The sequence below is a fragment of the Cupriavidus sp. 207A1 genome (assembly GCF_057798955.1).
The window spans coordinates 395,830-418,084 of sequence record NZ_JBYOJO010000005.1; the positions used below are offsets into that span (position 1 = coordinate 395,830).

The window sequence follows — 22,255 nt, forward strand, 5'->3', positions numbered from 1 at the left end:
GCGCGGTGGATTGCGTGTGCCGCAATGCGCTCGCAGAGTAAGAAGCGGGGTTGTCACCGTGGTGACAGCGGGGCAAAGAATGCTGATGGGGCTATTCGGATTCTTGAGGCGGTGCTGGCAAGTGCGGGCTAGGCCTGCGGCGTGCCGCCGGCTTCGTCGCCCACGCCAGCCTGCATCAACAGCACGGCGTCGCGCTTGTCCAGCAGGTGCTGGCGCAGGATATCGGCCATGCGCTTGCCGTCGCGGGCTTCGAGTGCCGCCAGCATCTCTTCATGGTCATGGATGGCGCTGTCCCATTTGGGCTTGCGGTAGTTGGAGCGAAAGCGCAGCGCCTGCAGCCGCCGGTTCACCGACAGGTAGGTCTGGCGCAGCGCCGCATTGCGCGCCGCCAGGTTGATGCGGTCATGGATCTGGTGGTTCAGGCGGTAGTAGGGCGGTTATCACATCCCGCGCAAGCGGGTGCTGACCGTCGGCGCGGGCCTGGCCTGCGCCGCAGGGCTGTGCTTTGGCTTCCTGACGTATAACGTGGCGCTGGTGCTGCTGTTCGGCGCGGCCTTTACGTTCTGCGTGGTGTTGCTGAATACCTCGATCTGGATCTTCGCGCCGGAACAGTATCCTACCCATGTGCGCGCGTTCGGCACCTCGCTGATCCTGGCGCTTGGCACGCTGGCGGCCATGTATGGCGTGTTTGCGCTGGCGGTGCAGTTCGCGCCGGAAACCTTCGGCCGCGCCATGGGCGAGACCGACGATGACGCCGAAGGCCAGCGCGAGGTCCGCGCCGAGACGGCCAACGCCAGCGCTTCCTGAAGCCTGCTGCACCCGCCAGTGTGCGGGCGCGGCTTGCCAGGCAATATTCTTGATCCAAAAGGAATCACCCAAGTCATGACAACCACCGATATCGACCGCGTCGCCCAGGCCTTGCTCAGCGGGCGGCGCGAACACCGCTGCGCCGATGCGCAAGCATTCGCCACGGCGCTCGCGAACGCCGAGCAGGCCTACGCGGTGCAGGCCATCGTCGCGCAGTCACTGGGCTGGCAAGCGCCCGGCGCCGCGTACTGGAAATCCGGCGGCCCCTCGCGCGAAGCCACGCTGACCCATGCGCGTCTGCCGGCGGCCGGGGTCTGGAACAGCCCAGCCAACGCCGGCGAGTGGCCCTTTACATGGCGCGGCATCGAGGCGGAGATCGCGCTGCGGCTGAGGCAGGGCGTGGACGCGGCGCAAGCCGCCAGCCTTGACTACGCGGGTGCGGCTGCACTGGTCGAGGCGATGGCGGTGTCCATCGAGATCGTCGATTCGCGCTGGCAGCAGTACGTGAAGGCACCCGCCTTGCTGAAGCTGGCGGATCTGCAGGCGCATGGCGCATTGGTACTGGGGGCGTGGCGCGACTATGCCGCGCGCGACTGGGCCAGCCAGCGCTGCCTGGTGCAGATCGGCACGCAGACCTTCGAGCGCCGCGGCACCCATGCGCTGGGCGATCCGGCCTACGGACTGGCTGAATGGCTGCGCCATGCCACGCGCGACGGGGCCCGCGTCGAGGCCGGCACGGTGGTCACTACCGGCACCTGGGTCGGCATCCTCGATGCTGCTGCCGGCGATCTGGTGACGGTGGCGTTCGATGGCATCGGCGAGGCTTCGGTCCAGCTCTGAGGCCCATTCAGCGGTGCGCGGGGCGTCAGCTGTGGAAGCCGACGCCTCGCATGATCAGCCGCAGCACCCACGCGGCCACGCCCAGCGCTGCCACGCTCGCGGCCCAGATCAGCACCAGCCAGCCGACGCGGCGCAGCCAGGTGCCGGTGCGGGTGCCGCTGTCCGTGTGCGGCGCGCCCATCAGTGATAGCCCTCGCCGTGGCGGACCTTGCCGCGGAACACGTAGTAGGCCCACACCGTGTACATCAGGATGAAGGGCACGATGAAGAGCGCGCCCACCAGCGCGAAGCCCTGGCTTTGCGGCGGGCCCGCGGCCTCCCAGATCGAGATCCCGGGCGGGATGATATTGGGCCAGACGCTGATCGCCAGCCCGCTGTAGCCCAGGAACACCAGGCCCAGCGCATACAGGAAGGGCGAGATATCGGGCTCGCGCCGCAGCGCGCGCATCAGCATGACCATGCACAGCGCCACCAGGATCGGCACCGGCGAGAACCAGAACAGGTTGGGCAGGCTGAACCAGCGCTCCGCAATCTCGGGATGGGTCAGCGGCGTCCACAGGCTGATCACGGCGATCACCGCCAGCAGCAGCCACGCCAGCGTGCCGGTCAGGCGGATCATGCGCTGCTGCAGGTCGCCCTCGGTCTTCATGATCAGCCAGGTGCTGCCCAACACGGTATAGGCCACGATCAGGCCCACGCCGCAGAACAGCGGGAACGGCGCCAGCCAGTCGAGCGGGCCGCCGGCAAAGCGGTGGCCCTCCATCTTGATGCCGTCGATATAGGCGCCCAGCGCCACGCCCTGGAAGAACGTGGCGGTGGCCGAGCCGAGGATGAAGGCGGCGTCCCACACCGGGCGCTCGCGGTCATTGGCCTTGAAGCGGAACTCGAACGCCACGCCGCGGAAGATCAGGCCCAGCAGCATCAGCATCAACGGCAGGTAGAGCGCGCTCAGCACCACCGAATACGCCAGCGGGAACGCGGCCAGCAGCCCCGCGCCGCCCAGCACCAGCCAAGTTTCGTTGCCGTCCCAGACCGGCGCGACGGTGTTCATCATCACGTCGCGGTCATGCCGGTCGGGCACGAACGGGTACAGCATGCCGATGCCCAGGTCGAACCCGTCCATCACCACGTACATCATCACGCCGAAGAAGATGATGACGATCCAGAGAAGCGAGAGATCGATGCCCATGGTGTCAGCTCCGGGTGCTTGCGGTGGGGGTGGGGGCGAGCACTTCATCGTCATCCACGGCCGACAGGGGGCGTGCCGGCGTATGCTCGCGGCCAGGGCCGCCATGCGGCTTGGGCTCTTCCAGCAGCGGGCCCTTGCGCACCAGCCGCATCATGTAGGCGATGCCGACGCCGAACACGAAGAAGTACGCGACCACGAAGATCGCCAGGGTCGCCGCCAGCTCCGGCACGCCGTGCGGCGACACCGCATCCGCGGTGCGCTGCAGCCCGTACACCACCCAAGGCTGGCGACCGATCTCGGTGGTGTACCAGCCGGCCAGGATGGCGATCACGCCTGCGGGCCCCATCCACAAGGCCATATGCAGGAACGGACGTACGCGGTAGATACGGTCGCGGCGCCGCAATATCAGGCTCCATACGCCCAGCAGGATCATCAGCAGCCCCAGGCCCACCATCACCCGGAACGACCAGAACAGGATCGTGGCATTGGGCCGGTCCTCCGGCGCGAACTCCTTCAGGCCCTGGATCTGCCCGTCCCAGCTGTGGGTCAGGATCAGGCTGCCCAGGTGCGGCACTTCGACCGCAAAGCGGGTTTCTTCGCGCTCCATGTCGGGCCAGCCGAACAGCAGCAGCGGCAGGGCCTCGTTGCCCTTGTTTTCCCAATGCCCCTCCAGTGCGGCAATCTTGGCGGGCTGGTGCTTGAGCGTATTGAGGCCGTGGAAGTCGCCGATCACCGCCTGGATCGGTGCAACGATCAGCAGCATCCACATCGCCATCGACAGCATCTTGCGGATGGCCGGATTGTCCCGCCCGCGCAGCAGGTGCCAGGCCGCGGACGCGCCGACAAACAGCGCCGTGGCCAGGAACGCCGCCACGCTCATATGCGCCAGGCGGTACGGGAACGACGGATTGAAGATGACGGCGAACCAGTCGGTGGGCACCACGCGGCCGTCGATGATATCGAAGCCCGCTGGTGTCTGCATCCAGCTGTTGGAGGCCAGGATCCACGTGGCCGAGATCAGCGTGCCCAGCGCCACCATCACCGTGGAAAAGAAATGCAGCCCCGGGCCGACCCGGTTCCAGCCGAACAGCATCACGCCGAGGAAACCCGCTTCCAGAAAGAAGGCGGTCAGCACTTCATAAGTCAGCAGCGGTCCGGTAATGCTGCCGGCAAACTCGGAGAAAAAGCTCCAGTTGGTGCCGAACTGGTAAGCCATCACCAGGCCGGAAACCACCCCCATGCCGAAGTTGACGGCGAAGATCTTGGACCAGAAGTGGTAGAGGTCGCGGTACAGCGGCCGTTGCGTGCGCAGCCAGCAGCCCTCGAGCACCGCCAGGTAGGCGGCCAGGCCAATGGTGATCGCGGGAAAGACGATGTGGAAGGAAATGGTGAAGCCAAACTGGATGCGGGCGAGGTCGAGCGCGGTCAAACCAAACATGTCGTGTTCTCCGTGGCGCTGGCCTGGCGCATGCCCTGGACGGATGCGGACCGCCTTGGAGAGTCCCTGGCAGTTCGACCCGTGGGCAGGAGCGCGCCGGGGGCGCGGGGGCGCAGGCGCGTGCGGTAAGCGTAGTGTACGCCGCGCGCGCAGCAAAGGGCAGCGTCAGGCCCGGTGGCAGCCGGGCGACATATCGCCGCACCTTCGGGGCGCGCGACCGTCGTTGCGCCGCGCAGGCCGTTGCCGATGCGAAGATCGTAGCGGACCCACGGCAGGCGGAACAGAATCAAGTCCGGGTAAAAACACCATATCAGATTGGCGCGTTGCAACAGGGATGAGGGCTGACAACGCGGGCAGGGAAGTGCATAGTTATGCGCCCTGCATCGTCCGCCTCTAGCGTCCTTCCCCGTGCCTTTCGATTCCACCTTGCTGATCGTCATTGCCGGCGCCGCCGTGGCCGGTTTCGTCCAGGGCCTGTCCGGCTTTGCCTTCGGCATGGTGGCGATGTCGTTCTGGGCCTGGGCCATCGAGCCGCGGCTGGCTGCGGCGATGACGGTGTTCGGTGCGCTCACGGGTCAGTTGCTGGCGGCCGCGTCGGTGCGGCGCGGCCTGTCGTGGCGGCGCCTGTGGCCGTTCGTTGCCGGCGGCGTGGCCGGCATCCCGCTGGGCGTGGCGGTGCTGCCGCTGCTCGATGCGCAGTGGTTCAAGGCGGTGCTGGGCACCTTCCTGACGCTGTGGTGCCCGGTGATGCTGATGGCCCGGCGGCTGCCGCATATCGGCGTGGGCGGGCGCGTGGCCGACGGCATGGCCGGCGCCGCTGGCGGCGTGATGGGCGGCATCGGCGGCTTTACCGGCGTGATTCCCACGCTGTGGTGCACGCTGCGCGGCTTCGACAAGGACGAGCAGCGCGCCGTGATCCAGAACTTCAACCTCGCCACGCTGGCCATGACCATGGCCGCCTATGTCGGCAAGGGCATCGTCACGCGCGACATGCTGCCCATGTTCCTGGTGGTGGCGCCGGCGATGCTGGTGCCCACGCTGCTAGGCACCCGGCTTTACCTTGGTATCAGCGAGGCCACGTTCCGCAAGATCGTGTTGTCGCTGCTGACTGTGTCGGGCGTGGCGCTGCTGATTACTTCGGTGCCGGTGCTGGTGGCGCGTGGTGGGGGCTAGGGCTTCGCCGGAGCCGCCTGGCGCAGGCACGCCACCAACTGGTCGGTGCCGATCGATGGCGCGCGTTCGCGCAACGTGATGATGCCCACCGGTGGCAGGTCGACCGGCACCTCCATCTTCAGTACCTGCAGCCGGCCTTCCTGCTGCATCGCCATGGCGACCGATGCGGCCATGAAGGCGGCGGCCCCGCGCTGGTCGATGAAGGTGGCCTGGGCCAGGTACGAGGAGGTCTCAATCACGTCCTGCGGCGGATGCAGGCCGTGGCGGAAGAAGGCTTGCTCGATCTTCACCCGCAACGAGGCCCACGGCGGCGGCAGCACGCACGGCATCGCGGCGAGATCGGCCCAGCCTGGCCGTGTCTTGCGTGCCAGCTTGTGGCCGCGCCGCACCACGACCACCATGCGCTCTTCATAAAGCGCTTCGGTCAGCAGGTCCGGCGCGGCATAGCCGGGCTCCAGCCGGCCCACGATCAGGTCCAGCTCGCGCAGGCGCAGCTTGGGCAGCAAGTGGGTCAGGTCGCCTTCCTCGACCAGCACGGTGGCATGCGCGTGGCGCTGCTTGAGCGCGCCTACCGCCTGCGCCAGCAGCACCGGCAGTGCCGCACCCATCGAGCCCACGCGGATGCGCCCGGAAGCGCCGCTCTGCACCGCGGCAATCTCGTCGCGCGTCTGTTCGTATTGCGCCAGCACCGAGCGTGCAAAGCGAACCAGCGATTCACCGGCGGGCGTGGGCTCGGTGCCGCGCGTGGAGCGCGTGAACAGCGTCAGCCCCAGCATCTTCTCGACCTCGGTCAGCACCTTGGACACCGCCGGCTGGCTCACCGACAGGAACTCCGCGGTGCGCCCGAGATGGCGGAACTCGTCGAGCGCCACCAGCAGTTGCAGGTGGCGCAGCTTGATATTGGAGCGCAACGCGCGATCGATCTGTACCATGCCCGCAGTCTAGCTAACCAGAAGGTTATGAAGCAATGCCAATTTGCGATTGGATTGTTATGCTGGGCGCCGACAGAATGCGGGCATGACGAGGCCGGCAGCGCCGGCCGCGCCGATAATCAAAACATCGGAGACACCCGCAAATGACTCAAGCATTCCCCATCGATGCCAAGCGCCGCCGCCTGCTCATCGGAGCCGCCGCGGGTGCCGCCGGCGTACTGTTGCCCGCCACGCGCGCGTTGGCCGACCAGTACCCCGAGCGTCCCATCACCTTTATCTGCCCGTGGCCGGTCGGCGGTACCGCCGACCAGTCGATGCGCGCGCTGTGTCAGGTGGCCGGCGGCATCCTCAAGCAGTCGATCGTGGTGGAGAACCGCGCCGGCGCGTCCGGCATGATCGGCACCAAGGCGCTGGCGCGCGCCAATCCGGACGGCTATACCATCGGCCAGATCCCGATCTCGGTCACCCGGTTCTCCCAGCTCGGCATGCTGCAACTGGACCCGCGCACCGAGCTGACCTATCTGGCACGCACCTCGGGTCAGACCTTCGGCATCGCGGTGCCGGCCAACTCGCGCTACAAGACGCTGCAGGATGTGGTTGCCGCGGCCAAGGCCACCCCCGGCAAGATCACCTATGCGCACGCCGGCATCGGCGGCGCCACCCATGTCGGCATGGAGCAGTTCGCGCTGGCCGCGGGCATCCAGTTCAATGCCATCGCCTACAAGGGCGGCGCGGCCGCGTTGCAGGACGTGCTGGCCGGGCAGGTGGAGCTGCTGGCCGATTCCAGCTCATGGGCGCCGCATGTCGAAGCCGGAAAGCTGCGGTTGCTGGCGACCTGGGGCGAACAGCGCGCGACCCGCTTCAAGGACACGCCCACGCTCAAGGGGCTGGGCTACAACGTGGTGGTGGAAGCCCCCAACGGCATCGGCGCGCCCAAGGGCCTGCCGCCTGCCGTCGAGAAAAAGCTACGCGACGCCTTCCGCGCCGCGGTCGCCAGCAATGAGTTCAGGCAGGTCGCGGCGCGGCTGGACGCGCCCGTGATGTACCTGGATGGGCCCGACTACAAGAAGTACGTCGCCAGCGTCTATGAACAGGAAACCCAGCTGATCCAGCGCCTCAAGCTGAAAGAACTGCTGCAGCAAAGCTGATGGCCCGAGAAGCCCAAGACCCAGTGAACTCCAATCCCGTCATCCGGCTGCACCCGAACGATAACGTGCTGGTCGCACGCAGCGACCTCGGCCTGGGCCAGCAGCTGGCCGATCCCGCCATGCGCGTGCGCGCGCAGGTGCCGGCCGGCCACAAGATCGCCGCCTGCGCCATCGCGGCCGGCACGCCGGTGCGCAAGTTCGACACCGTCATCGGCGTGGCCGCGCGCGATATCGCGCCGGGCGACCACGTGCATGCGCACAACCTGACGCTGGTCGACTTCTATCGCGATCCGGCTTTCTGCCAGGACGTGCGACCGGTCGACTACGTGCCGCAGGCGCAGCGCGCCACCTTCAACGGCTTTGTGCGCGCGGATGGCCGCGTCGGCACGCGCAACTTCATCGGCATCCTGTCGTCGGTCAATTGCTCGTCCACCGTGATCCGCCAGATTGCGGCGCATTTTACGCCGCAGCGGCTGGCCGATTTTCCGAATGTCGATGGCGTGGTCGCCTTTGCGCAGACCAGCGGCTGCGGCATGTCGTCGCCCAGCGAGCATTTCGACGTGCTGCGCCGCACGCTGGCCGGCTATGCGCGCCATCCCAACCTGGCCGGCGTGCTGATCGTGGGGCTGGGCTGCGAGCGCAACCAGGTGGACTCGCTGGTGGCATCGCAAGGCCTGGAGCCGGGGCCCGCGGTGCATACGCTGGTGATGCAGGATACCGGCGGCACGCGCGCCACCATCGCGGCCGGCATCCGCGCCATCGAATCGATGCTGCCGGCGGCCAACGCCGCGGTGCGCCAGCCCGTGCCCGCCAGCCACCTGAAGATAGGGCTGGAGTGCGGCGGTTCGGATGGTTTTTCCGGGATCAGCGCCAACCCCGCGCTGGGTGCGGCCATGGATATCCTGGTGCGCCATGGCGGCACCGCGATCCTGTCCGAGACCCCGGAGATCCACGGCGTGGAATTCATGCTGACGCGCCGCGCGGTCACGCCGGAAGTCGGCCAGAAACTGCTGGACCGGCTTGCCTGGTGGGAGCGCTACACGGCGGGCCATAACGCGCAGTTCAACGGCGTGGTCGGCCACGGCAACCAGCAGGGCGGCCTGGCCAATATCTTCGAGAAGTCGCTGGGCTCGGCCATGAAGGGCGGCACCACGCCGCTGCAGGCGGTCTATGAGTATGCCGAGCCGATCGACCGGGCCGGCTTTGTATTCATGGATTCGCCCGGCTATGACCCGGTCGCCGTCACTGGCCAGATCGCCAGCGGCGCCAACCTGATCTGCTTTACCACCGGGCGCGGCTCGATGTTCGGCTCCAAGCCGGCGCCGACGATCAAGCTGGCCTCGAATTCCCCGATGTACCACCGGCTTGAAGAAGACATGGACATCAACTGCGGCCTGGTGCTCGACGGCGAACTGAGCGTGCCGCAGATGGGCCAGCGGATTTTCGAACACATCCTGCGCGCTGCCTCGGGCGAGCCGACCAAGAGCGAGCTGCTCGGCCTTGGCGACAACGAGTTCGTGCCCTGGCACCTCGGCATCGTTAGTTGAGCGCGCCACCAATCTCTTTCCACAGACATCGATGCTGAAGCTTTCCGAGCCCACGCTGCTGCGCAGCCAGAACCTGATCGAAGGCCAGTGGCGCGATGCCGGCCTGGGCGCGCGCCTTGCCGTGACCGATCCGGCCACCGCCGAGGCCTTTGCCAACGTGGCCGACAGCGATGCCGGCGACGCCCGCCTTGCCGCCGACGCCGCGGCGGCGGCGTTCCCGGCATGGAGCCGCCGGCCCGCGCGCGAACGCGCGCAATTGCTCAAGCGCTGGCATGCGCTGATCCTTGACCACCAGGAAGACCTGGCGCGCATCATTTCGACCGAACAGGGCAAGCCGCTGAAGGAGGCGCGCGGCGAGGTGCAGTACGGCGCCTCGTACGTGGAGTGGTTTGCCGAGGAAGCCACGCGCATCTGCGGCGACATCGTCGCCGAGGCCGTGCCGGGCCGCAAGCTGCTGGTGCTGAAGGAGCCGGTAGGCGTGGTCGCGGCCATCACGCCATGGAACTTCCCGCTGGCGATGATCGCCCGCAAGATCGCGCCCGCGCTGGCAGCCGGCTGCACGGTCGTGGCCAAGCCCGCGGAAGACACGCCGCTGACGGCGCTGGCGCTGGCATGGCTGGCACAGCTGGCCGGCGTGCCGGCGGGCGTGATCAACATCGTCACGGCCTCGCGCGAGCACACGCCCGGCGTGGTCGACGCCTGGCTGGCAGACAGCCGCGTGCGCAAGGTCACATTCACCGGCTCCACGCCGGTCGGCAAGCACCTGGCGCGAGAATCCGCGGCGACGCTGAAGAAGCTCTCGCTGGAACTGGGCGGCAACGCGCCGTTCATCGTCTTCGACGATGCCGACCTCGATGCCGCGGTCGATGGCCTGATGGCATCCAAGTTCCGCAATGGCGGGCAGACCTGCGTGTGCCCGAACCGCGTCTACGTGCACGACGCCGTGCACGACGCCTTCGTCGAACGCCTGGCGCAGCGCGTCGGCGCGCTCCATGTCGGCCCCGCCACCGAGGACGCCGCACAGATCGGCCCGATGATCAATGCGCGCGCCGTCGACAAGATTGCGCGCCATGTCGAGGACGCGGTCGCCAGGGGCGCGCGCGTGGTCACCGGCGGCAAGCGCGTGCGCAGGGCCGACGGCCCGCACTACTACGCGCCGACGGTGCTGGTCGATGCCACGCCGGCGATGGAACTGTCGTGCGAAGAGACCTTCGGCCCGGTCGCGCCGATCTTCCGCTTCCGCGACGAAGCCGAGGTGATCCGCGACGCCAACGACACCCCGTTCGGCCTGGCCGCCTATTTCTACTCCAGCGACATCCGCCGCATCTGGCGCGTGGCGCAGGCGCTGGAGACCGGCATGGTCGGCATCAACGAGGGCGCGATCGCGGCCGAGGCGGCGCCCTTCGGCGGCGTCAAGGAATCCGGCTACGGGCGCGAAGGCTCGCGCCACGGGCTGGACGACTACATGCATACCAAGTACCTTTGCCAGGGCCTGCTAGGCTGAAGCGCCCGGCGCATCCTCTTCGCACCAGGAAATCCCCATGCCCGCAATCAATCCCTTCAAGACCGCACTGGCCGCGCGCCAGGCGCAGATCGGCCTGTGGCTGTCGATGGCGACACCGTACCTGGCCGAAGTCTCGGCCACCGCAGGCTTTGACTGGCTGCTGATCGACGGCGAGCACGCGCCCAACGACCTGCGCTCGACGCTGCACGCGCTGCAGGCCGTGGCGGCGTATCCGGTCCAGCCCGTGGTGCGCGCCGTGGCCGGCGAAGTGCCGCTGATCAAGCAACTGCTGGATATCGGCGCGCGCAGCCTGCTGGTGCCGATGGTGGATACCGCGGAGCAGGCGCGCGCGCTGGTCAGTGCCACGCGCTACCCGCCCAATGGCATCCGCGGCGTGGGCAGCGCCATTGCGCGCGCATCGCAGTGGAGCGCGCGCAGCGACTACCTCGATGTGGCCGACGACGAAATCTGCCTGCTGGTGCAGGCCGAAACCGTCACCGCGCTGCAGAACCTGGAAGCGATCTGCGCGGTGGACGGCGTCGACGGCGTCTTCATCGGGCCGGCCGACCTGGCTGCCTCGATGGGCCACCGCGGCCGCCCCGGCCATGCCGACGTGCAGGCCGCCATCGAAGGCGCAATGCGCACCATCATCGCCAGCGGCAAGGCCGCCGGTACGCTGACGTCAGACCCGGTGCTCGCGCGCCGCTACCTCGACCTGGGCTGCACCTTCGTGGCCACGGGCGTGGACGTGGTGTTGTACGCCAATGCCGCGCGCAAGCTTGCCGCTTCGTTCCGCGAGCCGCAGGCGGACGCTGCTGCCAGCAAGCCTTCCGCCGCGTACTGACCCGACTTTTCTTCGCCTTATCGCCATGACCGCCGAGCTACCGACCCCAGACACCACCTTGCGCGCGATGCAGGCCATTGTCGGCGCCCACGCCTGCCGCAGCGGCGACGCCGATACGCAAGCCTACGTCACCGACTATCGCGGCATCTATCGCGGCCAGGCCCAGGTGGTGGTGCTGCCGGCTTCGACGGAGGAAGTCAGTCGCGTGCTGCAGTGGTGCCATGCGCAGCGCGTGCCGGTGGTGCCGCAGGGCGGCAATACCTCATTGATGGGCGGCGCCGTGCCGGATGACAGCGGCACCGCCGTGGTCGTCAACCTGAGCCGCATGAACCGCGTGCTGGGCATCGACCCGGTCAACGACACCATGACCGTGCAGGCCGGCGTCACGCTGAGTGCGGCCCGCAGCGCCGCCGAGGCGCAGCAGCGCCTGTTTCCGCTGCGTATCGGCTCGGAAGGGTCGTGCCAGATCGGCGGTAACCTGTCGACCAATGCGGGCGGCACCGCGGTGCTGCGCTACGGCAATATGCGCGACCTGGTGCTGGGCCTGGAGGTGGTGCTGCCCGATGGCCGCATCTATTCGTCGCTGCGCGGCCTGCGCAAGGACAACACCGGCTACGACCTGAAGCAGCTGTTCGTCGGCGCGGAAGGCACGCTCGGCATCATTACCGGCGCCGTGCTCAAGCTGATGCCCCAGCCGCGCAGCAGCGCCGTGGCCTTCGTCGCGGTGCCGGATCCCGCTGCTGCCGTCGCGCTGCTCGGTGAGGCGAAGCGCCTGTCAGGCCAGGCCGTGACCGCGTTCGAACTGGTCTCCCGGCCGGCGCTGGACCTGGTGCTGGAATACCTCGGCAACGTCGCCTCGCCGCTGCAGGAGCGGCACGACTGGATGGTGCTGGTCGAGCTGACCTCCGGCAGCGATGCCGAAAGCCTCAACGCCACGCTGATGGAGATCCTCGAATCGGGCTTCAGCCAGGGCCTGGTGCAGGACGCCGCGGTGGCCGCCAGCCTGTCCGACGCGCAGACCTTCTGGCGCATCCGTGAAGAGATTTCCGACGCGCAGACCCGCACCGGTGGCAGCATCAAGTGCGATGTCTCGGTGCCGCTGTCGCGCATCGCGGCGTTCGTGGAAGAGGCATCGGTCAGGGTGCTGCAACTGGTGCCCGATGCCCGCATGGTGATCTACGGCCATATGGGCGACGGCAACGTCCACTTCAATCCGCTGCGGCCCAAGGACCAGCCCGCGCGGGACTTCCTGGCGCAATGGTATGAACCGCTCTCCGCGCTGGTTGACGGCATGGCCCACGCGGAAAACGGCTCGATCTCCGCCGAGCACGGCATCGGCGTGGCCAAGCGCGACGACCTGATGCGCTACAAGTCGCAGGTGGAACTGGAACTGATGTGGCAGGTGAAGCAGGCACTGGATCCGCTGAACCTGCTCAACCCGGGCAAGGTGCTGCCGGCCCCGGGGCGCTAGCTTAGTGGCGTGGCAAGCGGCGCAACGCGGGGCAGGGCGCGCGTAGCAGGAATCGCCCATCTGGGCTAAGGTGTCAGCTATCCAGAACGCAGCCGGGCCGGGGCATCGCTGCCCGCGGCCACGGCGCACAGCACGGCCGGCCCACCGGCCCAGACACCGATGACCGCCCAATCCCCCGACATCGCGCTCGCAGCTGCCCCCATCTCCCTCGAAAAGCCCGAACTCGACTACCCCTGCGGTGACGCCCCCGAACCCGGCCGTGCGCGCGAAGTCGCACCCGGCGTACTGTGGCTGCGCATGCCGATGCCGCTCGGCCTGAACCATATCAACCTGTGGGCGATCCGCGACGGCAGCGGCTGGGCAGCGGTCGATGCCGGCCTGCAGACCCCGGAAACCGCTCAGGCCTGGCGCGCGCTGTTCGCCGAAGGCGGCGCCCTGGACGGCGGGTTGACCCGCCTGTTCGTCACCCATATGCATCCCGACCACATCGGCATGGCCGGCTGGCTGACCGGCAAGTTCGACTGCCAGCTGTGGATGACGCGGCTCGAATACCTGATGTGCCGCGTGCTTGCCGCCGACACCGGCCGCGCCGCGCCTGACGACGCCATCGCGTTCTATCGCAAGGCCGGCTGGGACGACGAGGCGATCGAGGTGTACCGCACCCGCTTCGGTGGCTTCGGCAAATATGTGCATGCCTTGCCCGAGAGCTTCCGCCGGCTGTCCGACGGCGATACCGTCCGCATCGGCGCACACGACTGGCAGGTCATCGTCGGCACCGGCCATTCCCCCGAACATGCCTGCCTGTACTGCCCGGCGCTGAAGCTGCTGGTATCTGGCGACCAGGTGCTGCCGCGCATCTCGTCCAACGTATCCGTGTTCCCGACCGAACCCGACGCCGACCCGATGGCCGACTGGCTAGCCTCGCTCGACAAGGTCCGCGCCGCCGTGCCGGACGACGTGCTGGTGCTGCCGGCGCACAACGAACCGTTCCGCGGCCTGCATGCGCGGATCGACTATCTGCGCGCCAGCCAGATGCAGGCGCTGGACCGGCTGCGCGGGGCGCTGGCTGAACCCAGGCGGGCGGTGGATGTGTTTGGGGAATTGTTCTCGCGGCCGATTACGGGGAGTGGCGGGCTGCTGGGGATGGCGACGGGGGAGAGTGTTGCACATTTGAATTACTTGCTGGCGCGGGGGGAGGCGGTGCGGGAGGTTGGGGCAGACGGATGCTATTGGTACCGGATGGCTTGACCTCATAGCGGCGAGTCCAGAAGCTCCCCAACCTGATCCTACATGCCCTGCGCCGCCCCAGGCGGAGGGTGCAACCCATGGCGCGATTCGATTGATGTGCGGGAACGATCCGCATGGATGCGGTCGGCCACTGTGCGAAAACGGCGGATGCTGGGGGTGATATTCACCTTGGCAGGGTAGGGGAATACCTCGAGGGCAAGGCGTGACAGGCCGGAATTCTATAAGCGCTTGAAGTATTTTAAAAAACCTTGAGGCGGCGCAAAGCAAAGCATTTTTTCCGCGATTTGATTTTCCCTTTTGCATTCAAAGCGAGGAAGAACTAGGGGACTTTGGTTCACTGGAATGCGTGAAATGCCTTCGTTCCCGCGACTCCGATGCCGCGATTGTGCTGGGAATGCAACTGAGTTTTTAAGGCAATTCTGATTTTTGTGTTGGATATTGTGAGCGGTGTTCGTGCCGCTTACTATGGCGCGCTAATATAAATGCTTCGCAAAAATGGCGAGCGGCCTTCACCTCCTGCACGACAATCCAACAATGAGCGCAATAGACGGCAACAGTGACACGCGCGTGGCGGATGGCCGCATGGCAATTCGATCGCTTCGCTGTACCCCCGATATCCTTGGTTGCGCCGTGGACATTGCCCGGATCACGTTCATCCATGGCATTGCTATTGCCCCACGTGGCTCTCATAAGGACGTCACCATGGGGATCTGCGGCCGCTGTGGTATTCCTCGCCGTAATGTCGTCCCGCAATGAACCGGACTCCAGTCCGGTCGGACGTCTCCATCGCACTGTCCGTCTGGCAAGCACTGTTCCTTCGCGAGGCAAGTGCCCGTGTGGCCGCACCGCGCGCGGCCTGGATCTGGATCCTGCTTGAGCCGGCGACACACATCATTTTCCTGATGGTGGTATTCGGCGTGGTCAGACACCAGGTCAGGCGGGATGCGAACATCGAAATGTTCATCCTCGTCGGGGTGTGGGGCTTCTTCCTGCTGCGCAATATCGCGCAACGGGGCATGGAAGCCATCAACGCCAACCAGGCCTTGTTCTCGTACCGGCAGGTACAGCCGGTCGACACGGTGCTGGTACGCGCCACGGTCGAGGCCTTCTTGTATGTCATTGTCGGGGCCGTGCTGCTGGCCGCCCTGGCGCTGCTCGACATCGATGTGCGGCCCGCCGATCCGCTGCTTGTCATGTGGTCGGCGTTCCTGCTGTGGGCGTTCGGACTGGGCCTGGGCTTGATGTTCTCTGTCATCGGCACGCTGCTGCCAGGCCTGGGCAAGCTCGTACGCATCGTCTTCACGCCGCTCTACTTTCTTTCCGCGGTCATGTATTCGGTCTCGAGCATGCCGCGGGCCATGCGCGAAGTGGTGCTGGTCAACCCGATCACGCACGGCCTGGAAGCGATGCGCAGCGGCTGGTTTGCCGCCTACCACGGCGAAGCGCATATCAGCCTGGGCTACCTGGCCTTCTGAGCGCTGGCCACGGTGTTCCTTGGCCTGGCCATGCATATGCGGTACGCAACCCGGCTGACCGCGCAATGATCGAGATCACCGATGTCCACAAGCGCTACCGCACCACCCACGGCTCGAAGTGGGTGCTGCAGGGCGTGACGCTCCGCATTCCGCAGAAGAGCCGGGTGGCGCTGATCGGCGCGAACGGCGCGGGCAAGTCGACCCTGCTGCGGCTGGTGGGCGGCATCGACCAGCCCAACCGTGGCAGCATCGTCCGCAATTGCCGCGTGTCGTGGCCTCTGGGCCTGAGCGGCGGATTCCAGGGCTCGCTGAGCGGGCGCCAGAACACCAAGTTCGTCTGCCGCATCCACGGCATCCACGGCGCGCTGGCGGAGAAGCTCGAGTTTGTGCGCGAGTTCTCGGAGCTGCACGACGCCTTCGAGGATCCGGTCAAGGCCTATTCGTCGGGCATGCGCTCGCGGCTGGCATTCGCCATGTCGCTCGCCTTCGATTTCGATACTTACCTGGTGGATGAACTGACGGCCGTCGGCGACGCAGCGTTCAAGCGCAAGTCGCAGAAGGCCTTCGAGGACCTCGCCGGCCGTGCAGGCCTGGTGATGGTCTCGCACAGCGAATCCACCCTCAAAAATTTCTGCCAGTCGGCAGTCTGGCTGCATCAGGGCCAGGCGCACTGGTTCGATTCCGTTGAAGAGGCCCTGCACGCGTACAGGGACAGCATTCCAGCATGATGAAGACGATTACGTCGGGCGCAGCAGGGCAAATCGGGCGACTGACACGAGTGAACACCCTGAACCGGATCTGGCAAGTGGCCGTGGCCGCGTGCCTGCTTGCCGTTGTGTACTGGAGCGTGATCGCGTCCGACCTGTATGTGTCCGAAGCCCGCGTGGTGGTGGAGCGCAGCGACGGTGTGGGTGCCAGCGCGGCGGATTTCACGTCGTTGCTGGTCGGCAATACCGCTCCACAGGACTTGCTGCTGCTGCGCGAGTACCTGCTGTCGGCCGACATGCTCAAGAAGCTGGACGCCAAGCTCGGGCTGCGCAAGCACTACGCCGACAGCGGCCGGGATCCGCTGTCGCGCTTGTGGTTCGAGGATGCTTCGCTGGAGCGCTTTCATGATTACTACCTGAAACGCGTCAGCGTCGAATACGATGACTTCGCGCGCGTCCTCGTGATCCGGGTGCAGGGCTACACCTCCGAGATGGCGCATGCCATCGCGCAGGAGCTGGTCGCCGACGGCGAACGCTTCATGAACGAGATGACGCATCGCATCGCCAGCGAACAGGTGGTCTATATCGAGAAACAGGTACATGACCAGGGCGAGCGGCTGAAGGCAGCCCGCCAGGCGCTGGTGGCCTACCAGAATGCCAACGGCCTGGTGTCGCCGCGCGGCGAGGTGGAAAGCCTGTCCACCGTGGTCGCCAACGCCGAGGCCACCCTGGCCGAACTGCACATCAAGCGCAACTCGCTCAAGGACGTCTTCACGCCGCAGTCGCCGGCGATCCAGCAGATCGACGCGCAGATCGCCGCGGTCGAGCGCCAGATGGCGGAGCAACGCGGCCGCATGGTCTCGACCAAGGGCCGCGGCCTGAACCGCGTGGTGGAAGAACACGACCGCCTGCAAGCCGCCGCCGAGTTTGCCTTCGACATCTACAAGACCGCGATCGGCGCACTGGAGAAGGCGCGCATCGAGGCCACTCGCAAGCTCAAGAACGTAGCGGTCGTGCAAAGCCCGACCCGGCCGGAGTACCCGCTCCAGCCCCGGCGAATCTACAACATCGTGGTGTTCGTCCTGATGACGCTGATGCTGGCAGGTGTCGTGCAACTGCTCAGCGCCATCATCCGCGACCACCGAGACTGATCCATGCTTCGAAGAATCCTTGCTATCGCGGTCGCCGCGGCCAGTTTGGCCGGCGCGCACGGCGCGCATGCCCAGGGCGGCATGCGCCTGCCGCAGTCGTCGGCCGTCGGCCAGATGGAATACGCCGCGCTGGCCGCGCAGGGCGCTACCACGCCCAGTGGTGCAGTGGTCGGCAATCCCGGCGCGATCGGCGGCGTTGCCACCATCCCGGCACGTGCCGACACGCCGCTGCCAGACAGCGCGCCGCAGAACAACGACTACACCGCCAACATGGCCAGCGACGCCTTTGGCGCGCAGCTGTTCACCGGCGCCTTCAGCCGCGACAGCGCTTCCGTCTTCAATTCCAGCCATGTCATCTCCGTCGGTGACCGCATCCAGCTGCGCATCTGGAACGGATACAACGTCGATACCGTGCTGACCGTTGACGCCGGCGGCAGCATTGTTTTGCCGGAAATCGGGCCGTTCCGCGTGCAGGGCATCACCAACGGCAATCTGCAGACCGCCGTCGGCAACGCACTGCGACGCGTGTTCGCCAGCAAGGTGTCGATCTACGCCAGCCTGCTGGCCGCGCAGCCGGTGCGCGTCTACGTTACCGGCGCGGTCCGCCGCCCCGGCATGTACGACGGCACCTCCAGCGACAGCGTGCTGCGCTACCTCGACCAGGCCGGCGGCATCGACCCTGACCGCGGTTCTTTCCTGGACGTCGCGATCAAGCGCGGCAACCAGACGCTGGAAGTCGTCAATCTCTATGACTTCCTGCTCAAGGGCGACCTGACCTCGCGGCAACTGAACAACGGCGACGTCATCTTCGTCCAGTCGCGCAAGAAGACCGTCAAGGTCAGCGGCCTGGCGGAAAACGCCAAGCGCTTCGAATTCCTCGGCGAACAGGCCCGGCTGGACCAGATCGTGCGCCTGGCCAAACCGCTGCCAGAAGCCACCAACGTCCGCGTGGTGCGCAATACCGGCACGGTGCGCAATGTCGAGTACTTCCCGATCTCGCAGGGCAACCAGATTGACCTGCGCAACGGCGACGAGATCGAATTCACCGCCGACAAGCGCCCCGGCACCATCACGGTCCGCGTCGAAGGCGAGCACACCGGCCCGCAGGAATACGTGCTGCCGTATGGCAGCCGCATGGGTCAGCTGCTCAGCCAGGTGCATTTCACACAGGAGTCTGATGGCGAAAGCATCCAGCTCTTTCGGCAGAGCGTGAAGGCGCGCCAGAAGACGCTGCTGGGCACCACGCTCAAGAGCCTGGAATCGAGCGTGCTGACCGCACGTTCCGGTACGGCGGAAGAGGCCCAGTTGCGCAAGGAAGAAGCCGCGCTGGTGCTGCAGTGGGTGGAGCGCGCCAAGAAGATCGAGCCTTCAGGTCAGACGCTGATCGCGAAATCAATCACCCGCAATGACCTGCTGCTGGAGAACGGGGACATCCTGCGTGTGCCGGTCAAGGACGGACTGGTCCTGGTCAGCGGGGAAGTTCTGTTCCCGAATGCCGTTGCCTATGACAAGAGCCTTGACTTGGATGACTTTATCCAGCAGGCGGGCGGTTTCTCGCAGAACGCGGATACGTCGCGAATCATCATTGCGCATCGGGACGGGAGTTTCTCGGATGGCAAGAAGGATGATGCGGTGAAGGCTGGCGACGAGATCATGGTGCTGCCGAAGGTTGATTTCAAGACGCGGCAGTTTGCCAAGGATGTGTTCCAAGTTCTTTATCAGATTGCGATTAGTGCGAAGGTTGTGCTGGGGCTATAACAATGCATATCAGTGAAAAGAAGCTCACCGTTGCCATTCCGGTCCGCTGGGCAAGCGAGCGTTCAGATCTGCTCGATCGGCTGACGTTCGCGAGGATGGATGCCGATTTGCCCGATGGGGTCGAGATTCTGGTGGTCGACGACGGTTCTCCGCTGGATCTTGCCGGTCGGCTCGAAGCTGAATGCAGAAAGCTTGGCTATGGCTACCATCGGTTGAAAACAGAGCATCTCCCATTTTCGATAGGCCGTACGAGAAACGCGGCGGCTCAGTGCGGACTATCCGACTACATCATGTTTCAGGATGTGGATCTCATGCCATATGTCGGCTTCTATCGCGATGTATTGGCGGAAGCTGTCGTCAACGGGCTCGATGAATCGGCCGACAACTTCCTGATGTTCGGCGTGATTTACCTGACCGAGGCTGCAACGCAAGATTTCCGCCAGATGGCCCCCGGGTTGCGGCGGCAGAAATATATTCAACTGCTGTTGCAGAACGACCATGCGGCTATCGAAAAATTTTCGACCGGAACGTCTGTTACCGTTTGGCGACGCGATTACTTTCTCGCTACCGGCGGCAACGATCCGGATTTCAATGGCTGGGGCTATGAGGATCTCGAGTACGCGTGCCGGGCCATTCGCCGAAGAAAGAAGTTCCCATTGCCTTCCGAGTTCGCTCTCGACTATCGAAATTTTCAGTCTATCGTCGAATACAAAGGTTGGAAGAGCATTTATCGGCTGTTTGGCGATATGACCTTTCAGAAAGGAATGGTCCTGTTTCATGCTTGGCATCCGGTGGAGCATAAAAGCGACTACATGGCCGCGAAAGCCAGGAACCGTCAACTATTCGAGAAGAAACTGGCGGACTTCAGGGACAAGGAACTTGAGCCAGATCCGCTACCCCTGCATGGCAGCGGGAAATCGCTGGTACTGGGAAACAATCCATGGGTAACCAATCGCTGGGTTGCCCCATTTCTTGGCGAGATCGTTCATATCGATGAGGACCATCTGCCTGCCGAGACCTTCATGGAGTTCCTCAGGGAGTCCGGCTTCGACCGCGTGGTCTTTCACAACCCGTATGCCAATCCCCGGATGAGGATCCTCTATGACCTGGTGCGAACAAACCGATTTCCTTTCCTGGTGGTTGAGCGCGGAGCGTTGCCGGATTCAGTATTCTTCGATCCGTGCGGGTTCAATGCGGACAGTTCCAGTTATGCGCCAGAAAGATGGGACAAGGAGCTTTCCAATGAAAAAAGGGCCGCGACCCTGCTGTATATCCAACGTGTCATTAGCGACGACGAAACGCTCGAGGCTCAATCGCCCAGGCTAGGCGCCGGATCTCTGCGCAAGAAGCTGAATATCGGGCGCGGCAAGAGGGTATTGGTGGCTTTCCTTCAACGTCCAACTGACACCGTGATTGAAAACTTCATGGGTCCGATGGGGAGCTATGAGAATTTCCTTCGCTTGCTTGCGAGGCTGCCTTTTGCCTTGCGCCAGGATTGGGAATTGCTGGTGAAGCAGCACCCGTTAGAGACGGACGTTGTGGACATTCCCGGTGCCATCAACGTAGATCAATACAACACTAAAGATCTGCTGGATTTGAGCGACGCGATGATTGCAGTGAACTCCGGTGTCGGGGTGCTCGGACTCGCGTTTGGCAAGCTGGTTCTCCATTGTGGTCAGGCGTTCTATGGCGCCCACGGCCTCACTTATCAAGTCAGCGATGAATCCGACGCGGTTGCTGTATTGAATGGTTGCAAGCCGGATTTTGAGAAATCATTACGGTTCCTTAGCTATTTGATTAATGATTTTTACTCATTCGGCAAGTTCAAAACTAGGAAGGTGAAATGGCATGACGGCTCGTTCATGACGGCTACCACCGCGATCGATTTCTACAAGATTCGTTTTCCTGGGCGTCCCGAAATGAACAGAAGTCTGCGGGAAGCGGTAGAGGTCTCATCCGACTCGGTCTTGTTTGATCGCTATCGCGCTGCCTCCGCTCGGGCCACGACTGCGGTGAAGGCGCCTGCCGCAGTCACAGCGGGTAAGGAACTGGGCGCGAAGCCTGTGCCGGTGCGAGCGGAGGCGCCGAAGCAAGCGCCGGCGCAGGCGCCCAAGCCAGTCCGCGCTGCTGCAAAGCCGGCGCCGGCGACCCAGAAACCGGCGTGGCAAAGGAAAGCGAAGAAGCTGATGAGTAATCCGGTCATGTTTTTTCGCGATTCCAGGCTCGCGGTATTCAGGGCGATCGGCAATCGCGTGATCGTCAAATAGCGCGGGGTGAGTCATGGACGGAGTAGAGCTGAAAGATGGCGGTGCCGATAATGTAGTGGACTTGTCCGAGGCGGGACCGTGCACGAATAGCGAAATTGTGATCACGGGAAGCAACAACAAAATCGTCATTGGCAAGGGTGCTGCACTCGTCAACGTCAGGATGCAGCTATTGAGCAATGGCAATTTTGTGGAAATCGGGGACGGTTGTAGGATCACCGCTTCCGTGATAATGAAACTGGTGGACCACAATTCCCTTGTGATAGGCGCAGGCACGACCATTGGCGGTTGCAACTTCATCTGTGGCGAAGGTACCGCCATATCAGTCGGCCGCGATTGCATGCTGGCATGGAATCTTGAGGTCAGAACCACCGATTCCCATGCCATCATTGATGTCGCGACCGCCCAGAGAGTTAATCCGGCCGCAGATATTGTGATTGCGGACCATGTGTGGATCGGTGCGCATGCCACGATCTTGAAGGGAGCCCATATCGGCCGCAACAGCGTTGTCTCAATACGGTCAGTGGTGACCGAAAAATTCCACGAGTCGGGACTCGTGATTGGCGGGGCGCCGGCTAGAAAATTGAGATCCGGTATTAACTGGTGCCGGCCATTGTTAGGTTGATAAATTGATTGATATCGTTCCCATCGGTCATGCGCTTCCTTTTGTGCTGTTCGGCGGCGTCAAGGTCCTGGAGTCGCGGGATCTGGCACTTCGTGCGTGCGAAGAATATGTGCGCGTGACCCAGTACTGGCACGT

Annotated in this window: 18 protein-coding genes and 3 pseudogenes; 16 read left to right on the forward strand and 5 right to left on the reverse strand. The window is 64.9% G+C overall.

Features of this window, described 5'->3' with window-relative positions:
- Positions 1 to 128: 128 nt before the first annotated feature.
- Positions 129 to 437, reverse strand: a pseudogene (locus AC3FMM_RS12060) (FCD domain-containing protein); the annotation flags it as partial.
- On the opposite strand from AC3FMM_RS12060, the pseudogene AC3FMM_RS12065 reads away from it, so the two are divergent.
- Together AC3FMM_RS12065 and AC3FMM_RS12070 are read left to right on the forward strand one after the other, a co-directional pair.
- Positions 436 to 807: pseudogene (locus AC3FMM_RS12065) on the forward strand (MFS transporter); the annotation flags it as partial. The pseudogenes AC3FMM_RS12060 and AC3FMM_RS12065 sit on opposite strands and share 2 nt — an antisense overlap.
- A 75-nt stretch (positions 808 to 882) precedes the next feature.
- Entirely contained in the window at positions 883 to 1,647 is a 765-nt protein-coding gene (locus AC3FMM_RS12070; protein WP_488686666.1) for a fumarylacetoacetate hydrolase family protein, read from the forward strand.
- A gap of 25 nt (positions 1,648 to 1,672) precedes the next feature.
- On the opposite strand, the gene AC3FMM_RS12075 is transcribed toward AC3FMM_RS12070, so the two are convergent.
- Genes AC3FMM_RS12075 through AC3FMM_RS12085 form a run of 3 tightly spaced genes read right to left on the reverse strand, consistent with a single transcriptional unit; the run spans position 1,673 to position 4,273 of the window.
- Positions 1,673 to 1,828, reverse strand: coding sequence for a DUF2474 domain-containing protein (locus tag AC3FMM_RS12075; RefSeq protein WP_115713389.1), 156 nt, complete (start codon positions 1,826 to 1,828; stop codon positions 1,673 to 1,675).
- Entirely contained in the window at positions 1,828 to 2,835 is a 1,008-nt protein-coding gene (gene cydB / locus AC3FMM_RS12080; protein ID WP_116314326.1) for a cytochrome d ubiquinol oxidase subunit II, read from the reverse strand. The genes AC3FMM_RS12075 and cydB overlap by 1 nt, the downstream gene beginning before the upstream one ends.
- A 4-nt stretch (positions 2,836 to 2,839) precedes the next feature.
- Positions 2,840 to 4,273 carry a cytochrome ubiquinol oxidase subunit I gene (locus tag AC3FMM_RS12085; RefSeq protein WP_488686667.1) on the reverse strand — a complete coding sequence of 478 codons (1,434 nt, stop codon included), beginning with the start codon at positions 4,271 to 4,273 and terminating at the stop codon, positions 2,840 to 2,842.
- A 408-nt stretch (positions 4,274 to 4,681) separates the two neighbouring features.
- On the opposite strand from AC3FMM_RS12085, the gene AC3FMM_RS12090 reads away from it, so the two are divergent.
- Positions 4,682 to 5,446 (forward strand): sulfite exporter TauE/SafE family protein, encoded by a 765-nt coding sequence (locus AC3FMM_RS12090; RefSeq protein ID WP_116314328.1) that lies wholly within the window; start codon positions 4,682 to 4,684, stop codon positions 5,444 to 5,446.
- Here the strand turns inward: AC3FMM_RS12090 and AC3FMM_RS12095 are convergent.
- Entirely contained in the window at positions 5,443 to 6,378 is a 936-nt protein-coding gene (locus AC3FMM_RS12095; RefSeq protein ID WP_115713385.1) for a LysR substrate-binding domain-containing protein, read from the reverse strand. The genes AC3FMM_RS12090 and AC3FMM_RS12095 overlap by 4 nt on opposite strands.
- 143 nt (positions 6,379 to 6,521) lie before the next feature.
- Between AC3FMM_RS12095 and AC3FMM_RS12100 the strand changes: the two genes are divergently transcribed.
- The 13 genes and pseudogenes from AC3FMM_RS12100 to AC3FMM_RS12160 form a co-directional block, all read left to right on the forward strand.
- Complete coding sequence (locus AC3FMM_RS12100; protein ID WP_488686668.1) at positions 6,522 to 7,526, forward strand: tripartite tricarboxylate transporter substrate binding protein; 1,005 nt, start codon at positions 6,522 to 6,524, stop codon at positions 7,524 to 7,526.
- A gap of 23 nt (positions 7,527 to 7,549) precedes the next feature.
- Positions 7,550 to 9,073 (forward strand): UxaA family hydrolase, encoded by a 1,524-nt coding sequence (locus AC3FMM_RS12105; RefSeq protein ID WP_115713383.1) that lies wholly within the window; start codon positions 7,550 to 7,552, stop codon positions 9,071 to 9,073.
- Between the two features lie 31 nt (positions 9,074 to 9,104).
- Complete coding sequence (locus AC3FMM_RS12110) at positions 9,105 to 10,577, forward strand: NAD-dependent succinate-semialdehyde dehydrogenase (RefSeq protein ID WP_488686669.1); 1,473 nt, start codon at positions 9,105 to 9,107, stop codon at positions 10,575 to 10,577.
- Positions 10,578 to 10,614: 37 nt separating this feature from the next.
- On the forward strand, positions 10,615 to 11,421 hold the full coding sequence (gene hpaI, locus AC3FMM_RS12115) for a 4-hydroxy-2-oxoheptanedioate aldolase (RefSeq protein ID WP_488686670.1): 807 nt from the start codon (positions 10,615 to 10,617) through the stop codon (positions 11,419 to 11,421).
- A gap of 25 nt (positions 11,422 to 11,446) precedes the next feature.
- Positions 11,447 to 12,892 carry an FAD-binding oxidoreductase gene (locus tag AC3FMM_RS12120; protein WP_488686671.1) on the forward strand — a complete coding sequence of 482 codons (1,446 nt, stop codon included), beginning with the start codon at positions 11,447 to 11,449 and terminating at the stop codon, positions 12,890 to 12,892.
- A gap of 159 nt (positions 12,893 to 13,051) precedes the next feature.
- On the forward strand, positions 13,052 to 14,140 hold the full coding sequence (locus AC3FMM_RS12125) for an MBL fold metallo-hydrolase (protein ID WP_488686672.1): 1,089 nt from the start codon (positions 13,052 to 13,054) through the stop codon (positions 14,138 to 14,140).
- A 752-nt stretch (positions 14,141 to 14,892) separates the two neighbouring features.
- Positions 14,893 to 15,615 (forward strand): ABC transporter permease, encoded by a 723-nt coding sequence (locus AC3FMM_RS12130; protein WP_488686673.1) that lies wholly within the window; start codon positions 14,893 to 14,895, stop codon positions 15,613 to 15,615.
- 65 nt (positions 15,616 to 15,680) lie between these two features.
- A complete protein-coding gene (locus AC3FMM_RS12135) occupies positions 15,681 to 16,343 on the forward strand; it encodes an ABC transporter ATP-binding protein (protein ID WP_488686674.1) in 663 nt (220 codons plus the stop codon).
- Positions 16,340 to 17,473 carry a KpsE/RkpR family capsule polysaccharide export protein gene (locus AC3FMM_RS12140; protein ID WP_116314334.1) on the forward strand — a complete coding sequence of 378 codons (1,134 nt, stop codon included), beginning with the start codon at positions 16,340 to 16,342 and terminating at the stop codon, positions 17,471 to 17,473. Before AC3FMM_RS12135 ends, AC3FMM_RS12140 begins: the two co-directional genes overlap by 4 nt.
- A gap of 3 nt (positions 17,474 to 17,476) precedes the next feature.
- Complete coding sequence (locus AC3FMM_RS12145) at positions 17,477 to 19,231, forward strand: polysaccharide biosynthesis/export family protein (RefSeq protein ID WP_116314335.1); 1,755 nt, start codon at positions 17,477 to 17,479, stop codon at positions 19,229 to 19,231.
- Positions 19,232 to 19,233: 2 nt separating this feature from the next.
- On the forward strand, positions 19,234 to 21,498 hold the full coding sequence (locus AC3FMM_RS12150) for a capsular polysaccharide export protein, LipB/KpsS family (protein WP_488686675.1): 2,265 nt from the start codon (positions 19,234 to 19,236) through the stop codon (positions 21,496 to 21,498).
- A gap of 13 nt (positions 21,499 to 21,511) precedes the next feature.
- Positions 21,512 to 22,120 carry an acyltransferase gene (locus AC3FMM_RS12155; protein ID WP_116314337.1) on the forward strand — a complete coding sequence of 203 codons (609 nt, stop codon included), beginning with the start codon at positions 21,512 to 21,514 and terminating at the stop codon, positions 22,118 to 22,120.
- 4 nt (positions 22,121 to 22,124) lie between these two features.
- Positions 22,125 to 22,244, forward strand: a pseudogene (locus AC3FMM_RS12160) (3-deoxy-8-phosphooctulonate synthase); the annotation flags it as partial.
- Between the last annotated feature and the right edge of the window lie 11 nt (positions 22,245 to 22,255).